The sequence below is a fragment of the Pontibacillus salipaludis genome, from assembly GCF_014642405.1.
Classification (GTDB): domain Bacteria; phylum Bacillota; class Bacilli; order Bacillales; family BH030062; genus Pontibacillus; species Pontibacillus salipaludis.
On the sequence record NZ_BMIN01000013.1, the window covers coordinates 15,236 to 34,053 of the forward strand.

Here is an 18,818-nt window from a genome sequence, read left to right on the forward strand (position 1 = left end):
AACCTTTTCACCCTTTGAAACCTCTCTGGACTTCTTTAAAAAGTGTTGATGTCGATTCAAGCAGCTGAGTCATCTGACTTTTCAGCTTGTGTTTGATCTTCAGTTTTGAACATGTTTCCATTTCCATATGCGGATTCTTTTCCTGGCAGAACAAGGTTTAAGAATACTCCCACTAGCGTAGCCAATGCCATGGAGGAGACAGCAAATCCATCGAATTGAAGTTTGGCTCCCCCTACCCCTATGACTAAGATGACTGAGGATATGATTAAATTTCGCTTATCCCCAAGATCAATATTATTGTCAATTAGCATCCGCAATCCGCTTGATGCGATGATTCCAAACAGTAGAATCGATACACCCCCCATAACCGCTGAAGGAACTGCACCAATTACTTCTGTAACGATGCCAATAAATCCGAAGAAAATGGCCGTTACGGCCGCTCCACCTATGACAAAGACGCTAAATACTTTCGTAATTGCCAAGACTCCAATGTTCTCTCCATACGTCGTATTCGGTGGTCCACCTAAGAAAGAAGCAATCATTGTAGCTAAACCGTCACCTGCGATTGAGCGATGAAGGCCTGGCTTGTCTAGAAAGTTTTGACCAACGACTTTCGAAAGAACCATTTGATCCCCGATATGCTCAGCAATGGTCACAAATGCAATGGGTACCATGATTAAAGCGATCTCCGCAATAGGTACAGACCCTGGTGAGAAATCTCTAAATGGCAATGTGAAGTCAGGTAACTGGAACACACTTCCTAAAAAGCTCCAAACTCCTGTTGCGGAAGTGATCTCATTCCATTCAGCTTGTATACCACTAGTGTCAACTACACCTTGTGTTAATGCGAACAGATAACCACCTGTTATCCCGAATAGAACTGGGATGATATTCATAAATCCTTTAAAGAATAAGGAAGCAATTATGGTTAAAGCTAGTGTAACCGCTGCGATTGACATATAGCTTAGTGAGTAATTTCCCTCACTGTCGTTCATGGCCATATCAACTGCAGTAGACGCTAATCCTAGTCCGATTACGATGATGACAGGCCCTACTACAACGGGTGGCAAGATCTTCATAATCCATTTTGTTCCGAAAAGCTTAATGAGCATGGAAACTCCTCCGTATACCAGACCGGCCATAAAGCTGCCAAGCATAATTCCTGGAACCCCTGCTGCTTGATCAGCAGCTATGATAGGAGGTATAAATGCAAAACTTGAACCAAGATAAGCAGGTATTCTTCCTTTTGTAATCGCTAGATACGCGAGTGTCCCCACCCCGCTCGATACTAGGGCAACGGCTGGCGACAATCCAGTTAAAAATGGTACTAAAATTGTAGCCCCAAACATGGCAAACAAATGTTGTAAACTTAAAGCAATCCATTTAGGTAAGTTCGGCACTTCTCGTACTCCTAAATTCACTTGATTCTTCTTCATCCATAATCCTCCTCTTAAATGAACATGCGTTGATCTAAAGCCCATAAAAAAACCTCTTTGCGAAAGCTCGCAAAGAGGTAGACGTGTCCTACAGATACACGTTGCCTATTCATTGCGACCTTCCAAGCCTCACAGGACTTCATTTAAAGGTCTTCTATTTTACTTCGTATAAATGCTTACTTCATCTACTTCATCTGATTCCAACAACTGAACTCCGATAACTTCTTCTTGGGATGTTGGCACATTTTTGCCTACATAATCCGCTCGTATTGGTAATTCACGGTGCCCTCTATCCACTAGAACAGCGAGTTGAACTTGGGCTGGTCGGCCATAGTCCATGATTGCGTCCATAGCTGCTCGAACCGTTCTTCCAGTGTAAAGAACATCATCGACAAGAATAACTTTCTTTCCTCTAAGGTCCGTTTCAACGTGGGTTCCTTTAATTGTAGGATCTTCTTTATCCTCGGATTTCGTAAGATCATCTCTGTAAAGCGTGATGTCTACTTCACCAATTGGCACTTCGACCCCTTCAATTTGCGAGATTTTATCTGCTAAACGTTTTGCTAATGGAATGCCTCTTGTTTTTATTCCAACAAGTACAAGACCCTCTACCCCTTTATTCTTCTCAAGGATTTCGTGGGCGACTCTTGTAAGTCCGCGTCTTATCGCAGCTTCATCTAATACGAGTGCTTTCTTCTCCATGCTGTCTATTCCCTCCTGTTTTCACGAGGTACGAAAAAATCCCCTTCTACCGTGGTAGAAGGGGATCTAGATAGACGTATACCCAACTAAGGACATGTCTGTCTCACTCATCCGTACCCTTCTCAGCCTCACGGGACTGTTTTAAAGGTCTTTATTCTAGTTCCCTATTATTCCATAGGACATTAAATTCGTCAACCTTTATAAAGACAAATGCTCTAAAACTTGTTTCAGCTCTTCTGGGAGTTCAGAATCAAAGTGAAGCCATTCTCCTGTAGAAGGATGCTCAAATCCAAGCTCTTTCGCGTGAAGGGCTTGACCATTTAAATCAAGTGTCCGACGAGGTCCATACTTAGGGTCGCCAATAATTGGGTGCTCGATATAATTCATGTGGACACGAATTTGGTGAGTACGCCCTGTTTCTAGAACGCACTCAACAAGTGTATGTTCCTCAAAGCGGTCTAACACTTTAAAGTGAGTGACAGCATTTTTACCACCTTCCACAACACCTTGTTTCTGGCGATCTTTCGGGTCACGCCCGATTGGAGCATCAATGGTTCCATATTCGTGGTGAATCACACCTTGAACTAAGGCTACATACTTACGTTCCACTGTTTTGTTCGAAAGCTGTTCTGCTAAAGATGTATGAGCTTTATCGTTCTTCGCAACCATTATAAGTCCACTTGTATCTTTATCGATACGATGAACAATACCTGGTCTCATAACTCCATTAATCCCCGATAAATCTTGACAATGATGGAGAAGAGCGTTAACAAGTGTGCCTCCACTATGACCCGCTGAAGGATGAACGACCATCCCTTTCGGTTTATTTACCACAATCACATCTTCGTCCTCATATACGACGTTTACAGGAATGTCCTCAGGTAATACTTCCATTGGTTCTGGCTCCGGAATATCCCAGGATAGGACATCCCCTTCTTGACATTTATAGTTACTCTTCTGATTTGCACCGTTAACCGTTACGAATTGATCTTTCACCCATGCTTGTACTTGAGCACGGGATGCATCTTCGTTTAAAGCAGTTAATACTTTATCTAATCTCTCATTATGTTCTTCTTGCGTTACGTGGTGGGTGTTTAAACTCATTTTGCGCTTCCTTTCTTCCGTTCATCTAAAATTGTAGCTATAAAGACAAGTCCCACTCCGACTACTAGCGCAGAATCAGCTACGTTAAAAATCGGAAAATCATAGCTACCAATGTAAACATCCAGGAAATCTACGACTTCTTTTCTAAAGATACGGTCGATAAAATTCCCAACAGCACCGCCTAAGATAAGCCCAAGAGAAATACCAAGCAATGGGTTATCTTTCGTATACTTTTGAATGTAATAGATCACAAAAACGATCACGAATGTTGTAATGATATAGAAAAACCAAAACTGTCCTTCTAGCATCCCCCACGCTGCTCCTTTGTTACGGTGAGACGTAATATAAAAAACATCTTCAATTACAGGGATACTTTCTAGCAATTTCATTTGTGTATCAATAATCCATTTCGTCAGTTGATCAATAAGTATGATCACGATCGCCAAAACGTAATACCACAAAACATGTTCCTCCGTTCTACACAAACTATTCCTTTAGCATTTTACCACACTTCTTGAGAACGTGCGCGAAAATCATAATTCTAGTATGGCACGAACCCTCATATTAAGCCTTAAAAAAGTCCACTAAAAATTCAGTAAACACCTAAAAAATAATAATATCAACGCTAATGAAAAACCTGCCTCCGCCAAACGGCGAAGACAGGCAGTAAACGGATTCTTATGCTTTGTAATGTTCTTCGACAACAGAAGCACAGCGTGGACAAAGTTCTGGATGAGCTTCGCTTTCGCCGATTTCTTCTGAAACTACCCAGCAACGCTGGCATTTCTCACCTGGATGAGCTTTCACAAGAACGGATACGTGATCATATTCTTTGGCTTCTGATGCTGTTTCAGCAACTGTAGCTCCCGATACAATCAATAGCTGTTCTAAATGGTCAACATTTTCTAGAAGCTGTTTTGTTTGTTCATCTTTAGGAACAACCGTTACGTGTGCTTCTAAAGATTTACCAATAACTTTGTCAGCACGCGCTTCTTCTAATGCTTTTAAGACATCGTCGCGAACGTCCATGAAGTGATCCCACTTCGCCTTAAGAGCTTCATGATCCTTAACTTCTTGAACTTCCGGAAGGTCCGTTAATTGAACACTCGCCTCTTCTACACCAGGAATGTGTTGATAAACTTCATCTGCTGTGTGAGAAAGGATTGGCGATAGAAGCTTCGTAAGTGATTTAACCATTTCATAATAAACGGTTTGAATACTACGACGACGGGCATCGTCTTTTGCTTCAATGTAAAGGATATCTTTTGCAAAGTCCAAGTAGAATGAGCTCAGATCAATCGTACAGAAATTATGAACCGCATGATAGATAGTAGAGAACTCATATTCATCATAGGCCTTACGCACTGTGCTTGTTAGCTCTTGTAAGCGCAAGAACATATAGCGATCCACTTCTTGAAGATTCTCTTGCTCCACGTAATTTGTCTTTGGATCAAAGTCATGTAAGTTCCCTAGCAAGAAACGGAATGTATTACGGATCTTACGGTAAACTTCTGATACTTGTTTCAAGATATCATCTGATATACGTACGTCTGATTGATAATCTGCACTAGCTACCCACAGACGAAGGATATCTGCACCAAGCTGCTTCATTACTTTATCTGGAACAACTACATTCCCTACAGATTTACTCATCTTACGACCTTGACCATCAAGTGCAAAACCATGGCTTAAAATACCTTTAAATGGCGCTTTTCCTGTTACAGCAACAGCTGTAGAAAGAGAAGAGTTGAACCAACCACGATACTGGTCAGAACCTTCTAGGTAAAGGTCTGCCGGACGGGCTAGTTCCTCACGTTCATGAAGAACAGCCTGGTGAGAAGAACCACTGTCGAACCAGACGTCCATGATGTCTTGTTCTTTCGTAAACGTTCCATTAGGGCTGTGCTCTGATGTGAAGCCTTCAGGAAGCAAGTCTTTCGCTTCACGCTCAAACCAAACGTTTGAACCATGTTCACGGAACAAGTCTGACACATGCTGGATGGTTTCTTCTGTAATAATTGGAGTATTGTCTTCACCATAAAATACAGGAATAGGAACACCCCATGCACGTTGACGAGAGATACACCAGTCTTCACGATCACGAACCATGTTATATAGACGCGTTTCGCCCCATCCTGGAGTCCACTTCGTTTGTTTGATTTCTTCTAGAATATCTTCACGGAAATCTTTGATAGAAGCGAACCACTGGCTTGTTGCACGGAAGATTGTTGGCTTCTTCGTACGCCAGTCATGTGGATAAGAGTGTGTGATAAACGTTAGGTCTAACAAAGCACCTACTTCTTTTAATTTTTCTGTGATATCTTTATTCGCTGCATCATAGAACATACCTTCATATCCTGGTGCTTCATCTGTGAAGTAACCTTTCTCGTCAACCGGGCAAAGAACTTCAAGTCCGTATTGTTTACCTACCCAGAAGTCATCTTCCCCGTGCCCTGGTGCTGTGTGAACACAACCAGTACCAGCATCTGTTGTGACGTGATCACCAAGTACGACAAGAGATGTGCGTTCATACAGGGGATGCTGTGCTTCTACACGCTCAAGTTCGCTTCCCTTGTATGTCTTAACGATTTCAGGATTTGACCACTCAAGAGCTTCTGCAACTTCATCAATTAATTTCTCAGCAATGATATAGTTACCGCTATCTACTTTCACTTTTACATAGTTTAATTCAGGATGAACGGCAATACCTTGGTTAGCCGGAATCGTCCAAGGTGTAGTCGTCCAGATAACAAACGTTTCATCTCCATCTAAAACGCCGTTGGTTTCTTTAACATCAAACCCAACGTAAATGGAAGCAGAGCGCTTGTCTTGATACTCAATTTCCGCTTCAGCTAATGCGGATTCAGAGGAAGGACTCCAGTAGACTGGTTTTTTACCTTTATAAATGTACCCTTTGTTTGCCATTGTTCCAAAGACTTCAATTTGGGCAGCTTCATAATCTTTGTTTAATGTGATATAAGGGTTTTCCCAGTCACCGCGTACACCAAGTTGCTTGAATTGATAACGCTGGTTATCAACTTGTTTTAAGGCATATTCAGCACATTTTTCACGAAATTCCGCGACCGTCATCTTCTTACGGTTTACTTTCTTTTTCGCTAGTGCCTGCTCAATCGGAAGTCCATGTGTATCCCAACCCGGGACGTAAGGCGCATGAAATCCTGCCATAGATTTATAACGAACAATAAAGTCTTTCAATACTTTATTTAGCGCGTGACCCATGTGAAGGTCACCATTGGCATATGGAGGGCCATCATGAAGTACGAATAGCGGGCGTCCTTCTGTACGCTCTTGTACTTTTTCATAAATGTTCATGTCTTCCCATTGTTGTTGCATTTTAGGCTCACGATTCGGAAGGTTCCCTCGCATAGGAAACTCCGTTTTAGGCATGAGCAAGGTATCTTTATAGTTCATTAAACCGTTCCTCCTTCATAAGTTCAGCATAGTCAAATTGCTATAGACTGATACCTTAAAAAAAACAAAAAAGACCCTCTCATCCCAGAAGGGACGAGAAGGTCTCGCGGTACCACCCTTATAGATTAAAAGACATATGGCGTCTTAAGATAATCCACTCTAGCATTCGTAACGTGAATGAAACGCCTCTATTTACAAATAAGATCAATAGAGGTACTCGAGGGTGATCTTCCAAAATAACATCTGACTCAGGCTTCCACCATCCCTGATTCGCTTTCTCAGATTATCTATTTCGTACTGTCCCTGTCATCATATGTGTATATTGATGTAGTTCTGTTAATGAATTATATGTAAAAATAGCTTAAGCGTCAAGAGTTATTTTCGGCTAGCTCTTTTTCATATTCTGTTTCTTCTTCAATCTCCTCATTAAACAGTTCATCCCAGTCATCAGTTTCTAACATGTCAAGCTGTGCTTCTACCATCATTTTTAGACGTGTTCGGAACACTTTAGCTTGTTTTTTCAGTTCTTCAACTTCTAATGAGATTCGGCGAGATTTCGATAATGCTTCATTTATGATACGATCAGCATTTTTCTCAGCTTCTTTTAAAATAAGCTTGGATTCTTTGTTTGCATGCCCCTTAACTTCTTCTGCTGTCTCCTGAGCTACAAGAATCGATTTATTCAACGTTTCTTCTATATTACTAAAGTGACCAAGCTTTTCTTCAAGCTGGCTAACTTTCTCCTCTAAGTTCTTCTTTTCACGAATAACTGATTCATAGTCTTTAATGACCTGATCAAGAAATTCATTGACCTCGTCTTCATCATATCCTCTAAACCCACGCGTAAACTCTTTGTTATGGATGTCTAATGGTGTAAGTGCCACTAGGGCCACCTCCTTTTATAAATAAATATACACATTTCTTCAGTAAGCTATAAATTCGACAAAACCTCACTAAATCCTTCTCATTTCCACAAGTATTCATGTAAATTTATCGAAAAAAGAGAGAATTATCTTTTTGCCCTCTATACTTTATTATTTTAACACAGCCGTCACTATTCGCCATTTATCTTTTTTAGTTTTACCTTCAATTTCTTTCACAACACTACGACCTTTCCCTCTTAGTGAGATAAGGTCTCCTGCTTCTAACGAAAAAGAAGGATCTTCTACTGTACGAAAATTCACCTTAACAGCTCCCTTATCAATAAATAAAGCAGCTTTTTGTCTAGAAATGTTGTAGATCTCTTTCACCATAACATCTAAACGTAGAGATGATACAGTTCCAGATTGCTCTTGCCAAGCTTCATGTGTTTCGAGAACTTCTCCAAAGGGGCGTTCTTCAAACGAAACCCCAGCTTTTTTAATACCTGTCAAATTCATCTTAACGTAATCAGCAATTTCACTTGCTAGAAGAATTTGAATTTGTGTATCCGTTACGATTAAGTCTCCTAACTTATTACGTTTAATACCTAGAGACATAAACGCCCCAAGCACATCTCTATGCTCAAGTGTAACGAACTTACTTGGATAACTGGCTTCTAGTAAGGTCACACCAAACGCTTCTTCCTCCGGATTTTCATAGAAGGGAGCTAATATAAGACGTTTCCGTTCTGCTGCTTCATATCCTCCAAATTCCTTTAATACAAAATCTTCATTATGGCCGATGATAGAACGGAATATGTACTGCTCTCTTGGGTCAAGGAAGTCACTTACTTTCCTTTCATAGCGAGAAGCCACTTCGTCCTGCCATGATAGCACTTGATCGATAAAGGGTTGTTCCTCTTTACGGAAATGCTGATAAATGTCCATCACATTCACCTACTTGATCTATAAAATAAGGATGTCTAGTAAGAACTTCCTCCCTAATCATTAAGAGGAAAGTTCCCTATAGACATCCCATAATCAGTTCATTTCTTATGGATTATACTAAAATATTATACAACACTGGTAATCCGTACAGCTGAGCAATATTTAAAGCAAAAATCGCTACGATAGGCGAAATATCAATCATTCCAAGTGGTGGAATAATCTTTCGGAACGGCTCCAGATACGGCTCGCAAATCGCACTTAAAAATCGACCAATCGAAGAATCTCGTGCACCTGGGAACCAGGACATTAAGATGTAACCGATAAGCGCATAAAAATATGCTGAAAGCGCAAAGCTTAAAAATTCAAAAATAATCCCTATCAAATTGTCTACCACCTTTTCTCGTATTCGTCATCACTAGCAAACATTTCTGAAATATTGCCAGAAACATCTACATTATCAGGCGTGCACAAAAAGGTTTGTGAGCCTAGCTTTTGCATATCCCCACCTATAGCATAAACGGTTCCACTTAAAAAATCTACAATACGTTTTGCCTGATGATGATCGACTCGCTGCAAATTAATGACAACTGCTTTACGATTGACTAGATTGTCAGCAATCTCTTGTGCTTCATTATACGTTCTTGGCTCTAGTAGGACAACTTTAGAAGCAGGTTGTACACTTTTTAAACTAACTACGTTTTGCTTTTTCTCTTCTTTTGTCTGTGCTTCTCGTTGCTTTGGATGACTTCTCTGGTCCATTTCTTCCTCTTCATCATCCACATATTCGTATTCATATTCATATTCATCTTCTAAAGCGAAAATTTTCTTAACACTTTTCATGAATCCCATGATTATTCACCTCTTTTATTGATCCTCACGACCGACTAACTTTGAGCCAATGCGTACATGGGTCGCGCCTTCTTCAATGGCAATCTGAAAATCGTTACTCATCCCCATTGATAACCCATGACATGGAGCATGGGCCCAATTTTTCTGTTCAACTTCTTCTTTTAATTCACGAAGTTTTCGGAAAGTAGTTCTTAAGCGCTCCTCATCTTCAATATGAGGGGCCATTGTCATAAGTCCTTCTACCACAATATTGTCATAGTCTGACAAACGCTCAATAAATGTAAGAACTTCATCAGGAGGTAGCCCATGCTTAGATTCTTCTCCACTAACATTAACTTGCACGAAACAGGAAATTTTTTGTTTAGCACGCTTATGAATCTCTTTAGCTAACGATAATCTGTCTAAAGAATGAATCGTTGTTATGGTGTCGATTACATTCTTAACTTTCCTAGATTGTAAAGATCCAATAAAATGCCATTTTGCTTTTGGTCCGATGGAATTATACTTTTCCTGTAACCCTTCTGCTCGGTTCTCACCTAAATGTATAATGCCAGCATTTACTGCTTCTTGAGCTCGTTCGATAGATACGTATTTGGTTACTGCAATAACCGTAACCTCTGAAAATTCTCTCCCGCTTCTCTCACAGGCTTTTTGAATCTCATCAGTCACAGTCTCGACATTTTTCTTGATGTCCACGAAAAAATGTCTCCTTTCTTACTTTTTAAACCCGATAAATCCTAACATTCTACCGGTCTTGCCCTCATCCCTTCTATGGGAAAAGAATAAATGGCTATTTTGATATGTACAATATTCTGATACTTCAATGTGATCTTCTTTAATACCTGCTTGCATAAGTAATTCCTTATGCATCTGCTGAAGCGATAATAAATACTTTCCACTTCCTTGCTCAATTACTGTCGGTTCAGAGCGAAATTGATTAGGAATTTGATCTACCACAGCATCATCTACTTCGTATGCATCCCCACCTATAGAGGGGCCTACTGCGACCCGAATGTGCCTTTTATCCGCACCATGCTTTTCTAAAGCATCAACCATCTTAGGTCCCATACTGGCGACGGTTCCTCGCCAACCAGCATGAGCAATACCAATCCAGTTATTAACTGGGTCAAAGAAAAATAATGGTACGCAATCAGCATAAAAGGCAGTAAGTAAAAGGTTAGGTTCGTTGGTAATAAGGCCATCACAATCAGGAATGGCTGTTTCCCTTGAAGTAGCACCCTTCCCTAAATCTTTCTTTGTAACACGTTTAATTTCTGTCTTATGGACTTGTTCCCCACCTACCCAGGATTCGAGTGGAAAATCTAATAATTGTGCCAGCGTTTCTCTATTTCTCCTAATCGTATCTTGTTGATCAGGAACGTGCCAGGCAAGGTTGAACGAATCGAACGGAGGCTCCCCAGTCCCGCCTATACGCGTTGTAAGTCCTACAGTCAAGTCAGGATGAGGATATGTCCACTTCGTTAATTCCATATAAGAAGGATGTGTATGATGAAAGCTCTCCATGCTTCTTACCTCCAAAAATAATGGTTTCGTATATTTTATCACATTCTGTAGGAAAATTCTTGAGTGAATCCGCTTATTCTGGCTTTTCAGGAGGATATAATTCAGGACGTGTCACATTTTTTACGAGTATGACATCTTCACCTATAGTTAAGATGGAAGACCAAGGAATAACCAATTCCTCATCTTTACCAAATAACCCCATCATCTTTCCTTTTGTCCCTACTACAATAGCAAGGAGCTTCCCTCTGTCCACATCGATTTCTAGGTCCGTCATGTGACCAATTTTTTGACCATTCTCAACAGAAATAATTTCTTTTACTTGTAACTCAGAAATCGTCACCATAAATGACACCACCTTTGTAGCTATTTTATGCTCAAGATGTTTTAATCTTCACCAGAATATATATTCATTATCGAAGAGGAACTATATAATAATGGACTTAAGGCTATAGTGGCGTGTTAAAAAATAAGCTTGAAATCCCCCCCTTATTCTAATTTGAATTTACTACCTCCTTTATTAGAATCAATAGAAAAGGTCTAAGCACGTTTCATACGTGCTTAGACCCATCCATTAATCATACATTTGTTTGTTCATTTCTTTAATTGCTGCTTTTTCTAAGCGAGAGACTTGAGCCTGGGAGATCCCAATTTCATCGGCAACTTCCATTTGCGTTTTTCCTTGGAAAAAACGCTTATTCAAAATCATTTTCTCTCGGTCATTTAACCTTCTCATACCCTCTTGTAAGGCAATCTCGTCAATCCAAATTGAATCCTTGTTTTTCTCATCACTTAATTGATCCATAACAAATATCGGATCCCCACCATCATTATAAATGGGTTCGAATAATGAAACTGGATCTTGAATTGCATCAAGAGCGAATACAACATCGGAATGGGGAACACCCATTTCCTCAGCAATCTCCATTGGTGTTGGTTCTTTAGACGTCTTCCCCATTAGCTTCTCTCGTACTTGTAAAGCTTTATAAGCAATATCTCTCAATGAACGAGAAACGCGAATAGGGTTATTGTCTCTTAAGTAACGTCTAATTTCTCCAATAATCATTGGTACAGCATAGGTTGAGAATTTTACATTTTGACCCAAATCAAAATTATCAATGGATTTCATTAGTCCAATACAACCAACTTGGAAAAGGTCATCCACGTATTCTCCTCGATTATTAAAGCGCTGAATAACACTCAGCACAAGACGTAAGTTCCCATTTACCAACACTTCTCTGGCACTTTCGTCTCCTGCTTGCATTTGCGTAAACAACTTACGCATTTCATCATTTTTAAGTACCGGTAATTTTGATGTATCGACTCCGCAAATTTCAACTTTATGTCGTGTCAAATCTATACCCTCCTCAGTGGAGCTGCTGTCAAAAAACAGTATCTCCTGGGAAGGGAAATTTATGCATGCGTGTCTTTTCGTGTATGGATACCTAAAACTGAAATTAGCATTCAATCACTGATGAAAAGAGTGAAAAGCTTATCCTTTTATATAAAAATAAAATTTATGAGTCTTCTCTCTCTTGACCTTTTGAGTTGATAACTTATGTTTGGTTTTGATGGAATAAATGTAGATTTATATCCATATAATCACTGAGTGGTAAACAAAGTTCACAAAAAAGAGACGAAAATGAATGATTTCCGCCTCGCACACTATGTTTTACACCATTTTATTAAACTCTTTCTTCAAACGTCGAATAATTTTCTTTTCTAATCTTGAGATGTAAGATTGTGATATCCCTAACATATCAGCAACATCTTTTTGAGTACGCTCTTCTTCTCCAACTAAACCAAATCGCAATCCCATAATCTGCTTTTCGCGATCATTTAGTTGTTCTAAAGCTTTTAGCAACAATTTCTTATCAACGCTTGCTTCTAAATCTTTTGTAATAATATCCTCATCCGTTCCCAAAACGTCTGATAACAGTAATTCATTTCCATCCCAGTCAATGTTTAGCGGCTCATCAAAAGAAACTTCACTTCGAATCTTATTATTTCTTCTTAAGTACATAAGAATTTCATTTTCTATACACCTGGAAGCATACGTAGCTAATTTAATTTTCTTTTCAGGGTTAAATGTATTTACTGCTTTAATAAGGCCTATGGTACCAATACTAATTAAGTCTTCAATGTTAATGCCTGTATTCTCGAACTTGCGAGCTATATAAACCACTAACCTTAAGTTTCGTTCAATTAAGATAGCTCTCGCAGCTTGATCCCCTTTTGTGAGTTTTTGTAATAGCTCTGCTTCTTCTTCTTTACTAAGCGGTGGCGGAAGAGCCTCGTTCCCACCAATGTAGTAGACTTCATCTGTTTTCCAGCCTAATTTGTATAAAAGCTTATACCACCATAATTGAACTTTAAGCTTCCACTTCCTCATAGTTCTCCTCCCCTTTTGTAAAACATTTATGCAGAGTCAACAGCAATTGACTTTAGTAAATGTGGGTGTAACAAACATTGATAGCTTTCGTCTGGTGAAAGTTGTCCAAATTGAATCCCAATTAGGACACGATCTACCGTAATTGGATTATCTTTAATTGTAAGGCGAATCCAGTCCGGCTTTAATACAAGCATAAACTGACTCGTACCTCCTACACCCTGATAAGGCACAATTCGAAATTTATCCGTCCACCCCTCAGGGATAAGTTCAAAATTCAGGGTTTGTTGAACTTGATGGATATTCTCCCATTCCTCTTCTTTAAACCACCCTTTCATAACTGCCTCATCACATATAATGACAGGCTGCTTCGTAATTGGATCAACAAGCTGATTTCCACTATCTACAAAGGACATAAGTTGTTGGACGTGGTTATTGACTGAGATGGAAACAGGAAGAATTTCATCATACTTAATCTTTTGTACAACAAGCTGGTCCATTCTTCGTTTAGAGAAGATCCAGACGATAGGGAAACCAATTAGGACAAACAACCAGCTAATTCCGTCTCCAAATCCTGTTTGATACGTAACAATAACCCCGCTCGACACAAAGATCTGCTCATTTAAAAAGTAATAGAGTCCAAACAGTCCCCCACCAATCGAAAACGTCACAAAATAGAATAAGAAGAGCCTTCTGGCAAATAGCCGTATATTCCGGTAGCCAAAAGAAGTGAATATAATGAGTAATGAGAAAAGGCCTTTTCCAGCTGGGGTAGCCCATAAGGAAGATGGATAGAATAAGTTCAGCGGAACTAACAACGAAGCCACAACTGCACCTAGAGCTAATCGATACCTGGGGCTTCGTGACTTGGATAAACTATGCGTAAGAAGTAAGATCATCCAGTCTAGGAAAAAGTTCAGAAGCCAAACAGCATCCAAATAAATGGTCAACATTTCATCCCTTTCTCTTAGGAATTTCTTCTGTTGAAATTTAGTATAGAAGAGATAGATAAAGAAGTCTGTCACATTATGAGAGGAAGTTGAAACTTATTTTTATAGATTTAAGCAGGTTTTGTCGGAAGGTTTCTGAGGATGAGAAACATACATCTATTTAATACTTTTTACACTATTTGAAGAAAGTAATACTAAACTATTATCATGTGTGTATTCAAGAATAGGGCAGGATTGTTGAATACTCGAAGCTGAGAGAATGTTTTCGTTAACTTCAATTGAGCATAAGGTGGGCCTGGAAACCACTCGCTTTCCTGTGGGGAGCTGGTGAGCCTCCTCAGCCGGCACGCCGGCTTCCGGGGTCTCACCTAGGCTCTTCTGCCCACGGGAGTCTCGCAGTCCCCAAGCCTGCCCTAACGTGAATTAGATGAACGGCCCCACTTATTATAGTTGCTCTTAAGCCCCCTTTCTCCCAAATGTGGCGAGTTTCCGTCTCTTCCGATTTGGTGAAGGTGGGCCTGGAAATTGCGAGACTCCTGCGGGAGAAAGAGGTAGACGAGACCCCGCAGGGTGGTTTCCCCGAGGAGGCTCGACAGCTCGCCCGCGGAAAGCGAGTGATTTCCAGGCCCGCCTTACGCTACTTTAAAGCTGACGGAAACCCCTCCCCATCTAGCGCAAGCCATCTCTGTCTCAGCTTCAAGTCTTCCTTAAAAGGGGGCTTATATGGAAGACATCAAATACTATTAGAAAGCCTGATAAAAATAAAAAGCCTACAGCAAAATGCTGTAGGCTTCTTTCGTTATTGTCTTCTGTTTCGGTTACGGTTTCTTAAGAATGTTGGGATATCAAGCGTATCCTCTTCTTGTTGAGGCTTATTATACCCGTGAGAAGATTGTTGTTGCTGAGGTTGGCTTGAAGCAGGGGCTTCTCGACGTGGCTCAGGACGTTTCTTCTCTTGTTGTTGAGGTTGCTGATTATTTAAACCTGGGCGTGCCTGTGGTTTATTTCCTTGCAATTGACTTTCATCAAATCCAGTCGCGATGACAGTTACTACAATTTCATCTTTTAGATTCTCATTGATTACAGAACCAAAGATTACGTTTACTTCTTGATCCGCTGCAGAAGTTACAATGTCGGCTGCTTCTTGTACTTCATAAAGACTTAGGTTAGCTCCACCAGTAATGTTCATAAGAACACCATGAGCACCATCAATTGATGTTTCAAGTAATGGTGAGGAAATAGCTTTCTTCGCAGCTTCTGCGGCTCGACTTTCTCCTGTAGCAATACCAATTCCCATAAGGGCAGACCCTTTATCAGCCATAATCGTTTTTACGTCGGCAAAGTCTACGTTTATGAGACCAGGTACAGCAATTAAGTCTGAGATACCTTGTACACCTTGTCGTAGTACGTTATCCGCTTCTCGGAATGCTTCTAACATAGGTGTATTTTTGTCCACGATCTCTAGAAGGCGATCATTTGGAATAACAATAAGAGTGTCTACGTTACTCTTTAATGAGTCAATTCCTCCTGTTGCTTGTGTAGAACGTTTACGACCTTCGAAAGTGAATGGGCGTGTAACAACACCAACTGTTAAGGCACCCAATTCCTTTGCTACTTGTGCAATGACAGGAGCAGCACCAGTACCAGTACCGCCACCCATTCCTGCTGTAACGAAGACCATATCAGCACCTTGCAAGGCTTCCTCTAACTGTTCTTTACTTTCTTCAGCTGCTTTGCGACCAACTTCTGGATTCGCTCCTGCGCCTAACCCTCGTGTTAATTTATTACCAATTTGCATTTTCACTTCTGCTTTAGATAAGTTTAATGCTTGTGCATCGGTGTTGACCGCAATAAACTCAACACCTTGTACCCCATGCTCAATCATTCGGTTTACAGCGTTACTACCGCCTCCACCTACACCAATAACTTTAATGGTGGCTAATTGGTCCGTGCTCGTATCAAACTCTAACATTTTCCGTTCCTCCCACTTTGCAAGATTCCAAGATTCTGTATCTAGTACGATTTAAACTTCGATAGGATGGATGTTTAATCGAAGAAATATTTTATCAAATTTGCAACTTTAGATTCTTTTTGTTTCTTTGGTTCGGGTTGATGATCAGACTGACTTGGTTGTTTCTTTTGTTTCTTTACTTTCGGTTGTTCTGTTTCTTCTACAGTAACCGAAGGGAAAAGTTCTTTGCCTTGTATTTTCGCATTATGATAGGCAAATTGCAATATACCTACACCTGAAGTAAATTGCGGTTCGCGTACCCCGATATAATCAGGTATTGCAATTCTAACGTTTGTTTGGAAGCAATCCTGAGCTAAATCTGCACAACCTGGCATCCCTACTAATCCACCAGTTAAGACATATCCACCTGGCAATTCACGATAACCCATGCGTCTTAGTTCGCGCTCAGCGTATGCATAAATCTCTTCTAATCGTGCTTCAATCATATCAGATATCTGTAACTGATTAAATGATTGTTTCCGGTCACTGCCTATGATGGACACCTCAAATGTTTCCTCTTCTTGAGCATCATCGAAAAAGGCATGGCCGTAATTTAGTTTAACATCCTCAGCTTCCTCCGTGGACGTTCTCATACCAATTGACAAGTCTTTTGTGACGTTATCGCCACCTAATGAGATAACACTTGTATCTTGCAAGAACCCTTGTTCAAAAACAGAAATGGTCGTGCAACCGCCACCAATATCAAGAAGAGCAACACCCAGGTTTTTCTCATCTTTCGATAAAGCAACAGCCCCAGAAGCTAACGGTTGTAAACATATATCGAGAACTTCTAAGTTAGCGCGTTCTACGCACTTCAAGATGTTATGTAGAACCGTTTTTGAACAAGTTATAATGGTGCCTTCCATTTCAAGGCGAACACCAATCATACCACGCGGGTCTGTAATTTCATCTAATCCATCCACAATAAATTGCTTAGGAATAACGTCTACAATTTCACGTTCTGGTGGTACGGAAATAACCTGAGCCGCATCAATTACACGAGCAATATCTTCATTTCCAATTTCACGGTTTTCGCTTTGCACAGCTACAACACCATGACATGGCTGAAGTTGTATGTGGCTACCATTAATACCCACAACCACCCGGTTAATTTGCATCCCTACCATTCTTTCTGCCTGTTCTACAGCATTTCGTATGGATTGGACCGTTTGATCTATGTCTACAATGGCACCTTTTTTCATCCCATTAGAGGCTGCTGTGCCAACACCTATAATATTTAACGAATCATTCATTACTTCGCCTATGATTACTTTGATTTTTGATGTACCTATATCAAGGCTGACAAGTATATCATTGTTGTTCAAATCCAAGGCACCTCCTAAACTAAGGCATCTGATTAGTTCACATATTACCGAATGTTCTCTTTAATCGCAATTCATTTCACACTACTTCTTTTAATTTAATCTTTTTGTAAAGAAAGTTCGAAATGAATCATACCCATCGGTTTCAATATGGACCATCAGAAACTATTTACCTTATTCAACAAAAATAAGATATTTTCCTTTTATTTTCTTTCGTTTTTTTCAATTTCCTTCTTATTACTCCTACGGTCTACTATATAACGTCGGATAATAGCTATATTTTGAAATAACCTTACTCCAAATGCAAATACAGCAGCTAAATATAAATCGACACCTAGTTGGACCCCTAGAAAAGCTAAGAAGGCTGCTAATATAACATTAAAGAAGAAACCAGATACAAAAACGGCTTGGTCAAACTTCTTTTCCAAATGTGCTCTGATTCCTCCAAGTAATGTATCAAATGCTGCTAGTACGGCTATAGACAGATAGTTTGCATACTCTTCAGGAACTCTAATGTCAGATATAAAACCTAAACTAATGCCTACAATTAAAAACAATATCGGTAACCACATTAAGTTTCACCTGTTTCTGTAGCATCTTCCGTTTCAAGATATTGAAGGTCAGGAGTTTGTTCATACTCTGGTAGCGTCAATTTCTTCCTTATTTCCATTGATACAGATAAATTCTCAATTACAAACATTTCGAGTGAATCACTTACTTCCATATAATTAAGCAGTTTCTCTGGATCCTCAGCTAAAACTTTGATTTTTATAGGGAGCGGAGGAACCGGATGGTTATTCACGTAAGTTGTCCCATTTACGTCACGAATAGGGGAAAGATTAGTGATTCTTTCCTGCCCAATGGAAATATCTTTAGCACCATACGTATTTAATTCATTAATTAGCTGGTGTAGCAGGGATGGAGATACAGTAGGATAGGTTTCCGCATATTCTAAATCCTGAAATATTGGCTCTACTGTAAGCATTAATCCAGCCCCTTTTACTTCTGTAAGGCCAGCTTTCAACTTTAAATTATTAAGAGATTTATTAAGCGTTTCTACCTTCTCAAAGTTTGACTGACCTTCATATTGAGCAATCATCTTATTTAACTCTCGCTCTTTAGCTAACAATTCTTGCTGTGTCTTTTGTTGCTTCTGTAATTCGGTTCTAACTTCCCATAGATCTCGAGTATCCCTAACTTTAGGTTCTTGGGTTGTCTGAAATTGTATGGCGATCATAAAACCGACTAAAGCAAATACGAAGGAGAAAATGATTTTACTACGAATATTCATTTC

The 18,818-nt window shown here is 39.9% G+C and carries 19 protein-coding genes and 1 other annotated feature; all 19 genes read right to left on the minus strand.

Annotated features, from left to right (window positions below):
* Nucleotides 1-56: 56 nt before the first annotated feature.
* Nucleotides 57-1,436: a solute carrier family 23 protein gene (locus IEW76_RS13840; protein WP_188654803.1), complete on the minus strand. Its 1,380-nt coding sequence runs from the start codon at nt 1,434-1,436 to the stop codon at nt 57-59.
* A 159-nt stretch (nt 1,437-1,595) separates the two neighbouring features.
* Nucleotides 1,596-2,138 (minus strand): bifunctional pyr operon transcriptional regulator/uracil phosphoribosyltransferase PyrR, encoded by a 543-nt coding sequence (pyrR, locus tag IEW76_RS13845; protein ID WP_188654805.1) that lies wholly within the window; start codon nt 2,136-2,138, stop codon nt 1,596-1,598.
* Between the two features lie 198 nt (nt 2,139-2,336).
* Nucleotides 2,337-3,242: an RluA family pseudouridine synthase gene (locus IEW76_RS13850; RefSeq protein WP_188654807.1), complete on the minus strand. Its 906-nt coding sequence runs from the start codon at nt 3,240-3,242 to the stop codon at nt 2,337-2,339.
* The gene (lspA, locus tag IEW76_RS13855; RefSeq protein ID WP_036778520.1) at nt 3,239-3,703 is read right to left on the minus strand and encodes a signal peptidase II; all 465 of its coding nucleotides are present in this window, start codon (nt 3,701-3,703) and stop codon (nt 3,239-3,241) included. Before lspA ends, IEW76_RS13850 begins: the two co-directional genes overlap by 4 nt.
* A gap of 217 nt (nt 3,704-3,920) precedes the next feature.
* Entirely contained in the window at nt 3,921-6,674 is a 2,754-nt protein-coding gene (gene ileS / locus IEW76_RS13860; protein ID WP_188654808.1) for an isoleucine--tRNA ligase, read from the minus strand.
* 86 nt (nt 6,675-6,760) lie between these two features.
* Nucleotides 6,761-6,993 (minus strand) — a binding site (T-box leader).
* Between the two features lie 49 nt (nt 6,994-7,042).
* Nucleotides 7,043-7,558, minus strand: a complete 516-nt coding sequence (locus IEW76_RS13865) for a DivIVA domain-containing protein (RefSeq protein WP_188654810.1) — start codon at nt 7,556-7,558, stop codon at nt 7,043-7,045.
* A 150-nt stretch (nt 7,559-7,708) separates the two neighbouring features.
* Nucleotides 7,709-8,482: a YlmH family RNA-binding protein gene (locus IEW76_RS13870; RefSeq protein ID WP_188654812.1), complete on the minus strand. Its 774-nt coding sequence runs from the start codon at nt 8,480-8,482 to the stop codon at nt 7,709-7,711.
* 112 nt (nt 8,483-8,594) lie between these two features.
* A complete protein-coding gene (locus tag IEW76_RS13875) occupies nt 8,595-8,861 on the minus strand; it encodes a YggT family protein (RefSeq protein WP_188654988.1) in 267 nt (88 codons plus the stop codon).
* An 8-nt stretch (nt 8,862-8,869) separates the two neighbouring features.
* Nucleotides 8,870-9,331 carry a cell division protein SepF gene (locus IEW76_RS13880; protein WP_229721244.1) on the minus strand — a complete coding sequence of 154 codons (462 nt, stop codon included), beginning with the start codon at nt 9,329-9,331 and terminating at the stop codon, nt 8,870-8,872.
* A 15-nt stretch (nt 9,332-9,346) separates the two neighbouring features.
* On the minus strand, nt 9,347-10,027 hold the full coding sequence (locus IEW76_RS13885; protein ID WP_188654814.1) for a YggS family pyridoxal phosphate-dependent enzyme: 681 nt from the start codon (nt 10,025-10,027) through the stop codon (nt 9,347-9,349).
* 18 nt (nt 10,028-10,045) lie between these two features.
* Nucleotides 10,046-10,855, minus strand: coding sequence for a peptidoglycan editing factor PgeF (pgeF, locus tag IEW76_RS13890; RefSeq protein WP_188654816.1), 810 nt, complete (start codon nt 10,853-10,855; stop codon nt 10,046-10,048).
* A 73-nt stretch (nt 10,856-10,928) separates the two neighbouring features.
* A complete protein-coding gene (locus IEW76_RS13895) occupies nt 10,929-11,198 on the minus strand; it encodes a YlmC/YmxH family sporulation protein (protein ID WP_188654818.1) in 270 nt (89 codons plus the stop codon).
* 228 nt (nt 11,199-11,426) lie between these two features.
* Complete coding sequence (gene sigG, locus IEW76_RS13900; RefSeq protein WP_229721249.1) at nt 11,427-12,248, minus strand: RNA polymerase sporulation sigma factor SigG; 822 nt, start codon at nt 12,246-12,248, stop codon at nt 11,427-11,429.
* 276 nt (nt 12,249-12,524) lie between these two features.
* On the minus strand, nt 12,525-13,244 hold the full coding sequence (sigE, locus tag IEW76_RS13905; protein WP_036778497.1) for an RNA polymerase sporulation sigma factor SigE: 720 nt from the start codon (nt 13,242-13,244) through the stop codon (nt 12,525-12,527).
* Between the two features lie 26 nt (nt 13,245-13,270).
* On the minus strand, nt 13,271-14,194 hold the full coding sequence (gene spoIIGA, locus IEW76_RS13910; protein ID WP_188654820.1) for a sigma-E processing peptidase SpoIIGA: 924 nt from the start codon (nt 14,192-14,194) through the stop codon (nt 13,271-13,273).
* 796 nt (nt 14,195-14,990) lie between these two features.
* Nucleotides 14,991-16,163 (minus strand): cell division protein FtsZ, encoded by a 1,173-nt coding sequence (gene ftsZ / locus IEW76_RS13915; RefSeq protein WP_188654822.1) that lies wholly within the window; start codon nt 16,161-16,163, stop codon nt 14,991-14,993.
* A gap of 74 nt (nt 16,164-16,237) precedes the next feature.
* A complete protein-coding gene (gene ftsA / locus IEW76_RS13920; RefSeq protein WP_188654824.1) occupies nt 16,238-17,527 on the minus strand; it encodes a cell division protein FtsA in 1,290 nt (429 codons plus the stop codon).
* Nucleotides 17,528-17,727: 200 nt separating this feature from the next.
* Entirely contained in the window at nt 17,728-18,096 is a 369-nt protein-coding gene (locus IEW76_RS13925; protein ID WP_188654826.1) for a small basic family protein, read from the minus strand.
* Complete coding sequence (locus tag IEW76_RS13930; protein ID WP_188654828.1) at nt 18,096-18,815, minus strand: DUF881 domain-containing protein; 720 nt, start codon at nt 18,813-18,815, stop codon at nt 18,096-18,098. Before IEW76_RS13930 ends, IEW76_RS13925 begins: the two co-directional genes overlap by 1 nt.
* Nucleotides 18,816-18,818: the final 3 nt, after the last annotated feature.

Bases quoted from the DNA above. Each gene is read 5' to 3' on its own strand.
- IEW76_RS13840 (WP_188654803.1), bottom strand. From the start codon at position 1,436: ATGAAGAAGAATCAAGTGAATTTAGGAGTACGAGAAGTGCCGAACTTA.
- pyrR (WP_188654805.1), bottom strand. From the start codon at position 2,138: ATGGAGAAGAAAGCACTCGTATTAGATGAAGCTGCGATAAGACGCGGA.
- IEW76_RS13850 (WP_188654807.1), bottom strand. From the start codon at position 3,242: ATGAGTTTAAACACCCACCACGTAACGCAAGAAGAACATAATGAGAGA.
- ileS (WP_188654808.1), bottom strand. From the start codon at position 6,674: ATGAACTATAAAGATACCTTGCTCATGCCTAAAACGGAGTTTCCTATG.
- IEW76_RS13870 (WP_188654812.1), bottom strand. From the start codon at position 8,482: ATGGACATTTATCAGCATTTCCGTAAAGAGGAACAACCCTTTATCGAT.
- IEW76_RS13880 (WP_229721244.1), bottom strand. From the start codon at position 9,331: ATGGGATTCATGAAAAGTGTTAAGAAAATTTTCGCTTTAGAAGATGAA.
- pgeF (WP_188654816.1), bottom strand. From the start codon at position 10,855: ATGGAGAGCTTTCATCATACACATCCTTCTTATATGGAATTAACGAAG.
- IEW76_RS13895 (WP_188654818.1), bottom strand. From the start codon at position 11,198: ATGGTGACGATTTCTGAGTTACAAGTAAAAGAAATTATTTCTGTTGAG.
- sigE (WP_036778497.1), bottom strand. From the start codon at position 13,244: ATGAGGAAGTGGAAGCTTAAAGTTCAATTATGGTGGTATAAGCTTTTA.
- spoIIGA (WP_188654820.1), bottom strand. From the start codon at position 14,194: ATGTTGACCATTTATTTGGATGCTGTTTGGCTTCTGAACTTTTTCCTA.
- ftsZ (WP_188654822.1), bottom strand. From the start codon at position 16,163: ATGTTAGAGTTTGATACGAGCACGGACCAATTAGCCACCATTAAAGTT.
- IEW76_RS13925 (WP_188654826.1), bottom strand. From the start codon at position 18,096: ATGTGGTTACCGATATTGTTTTTAATTGTAGGCATTAGTTTAGGTTTT.
- IEW76_RS13930 (WP_188654828.1), bottom strand. From the start codon at position 18,815: ATGAATATTCGTAGTAAAATCATTTTCTCCTTCGTATTTGCTTTAGTC.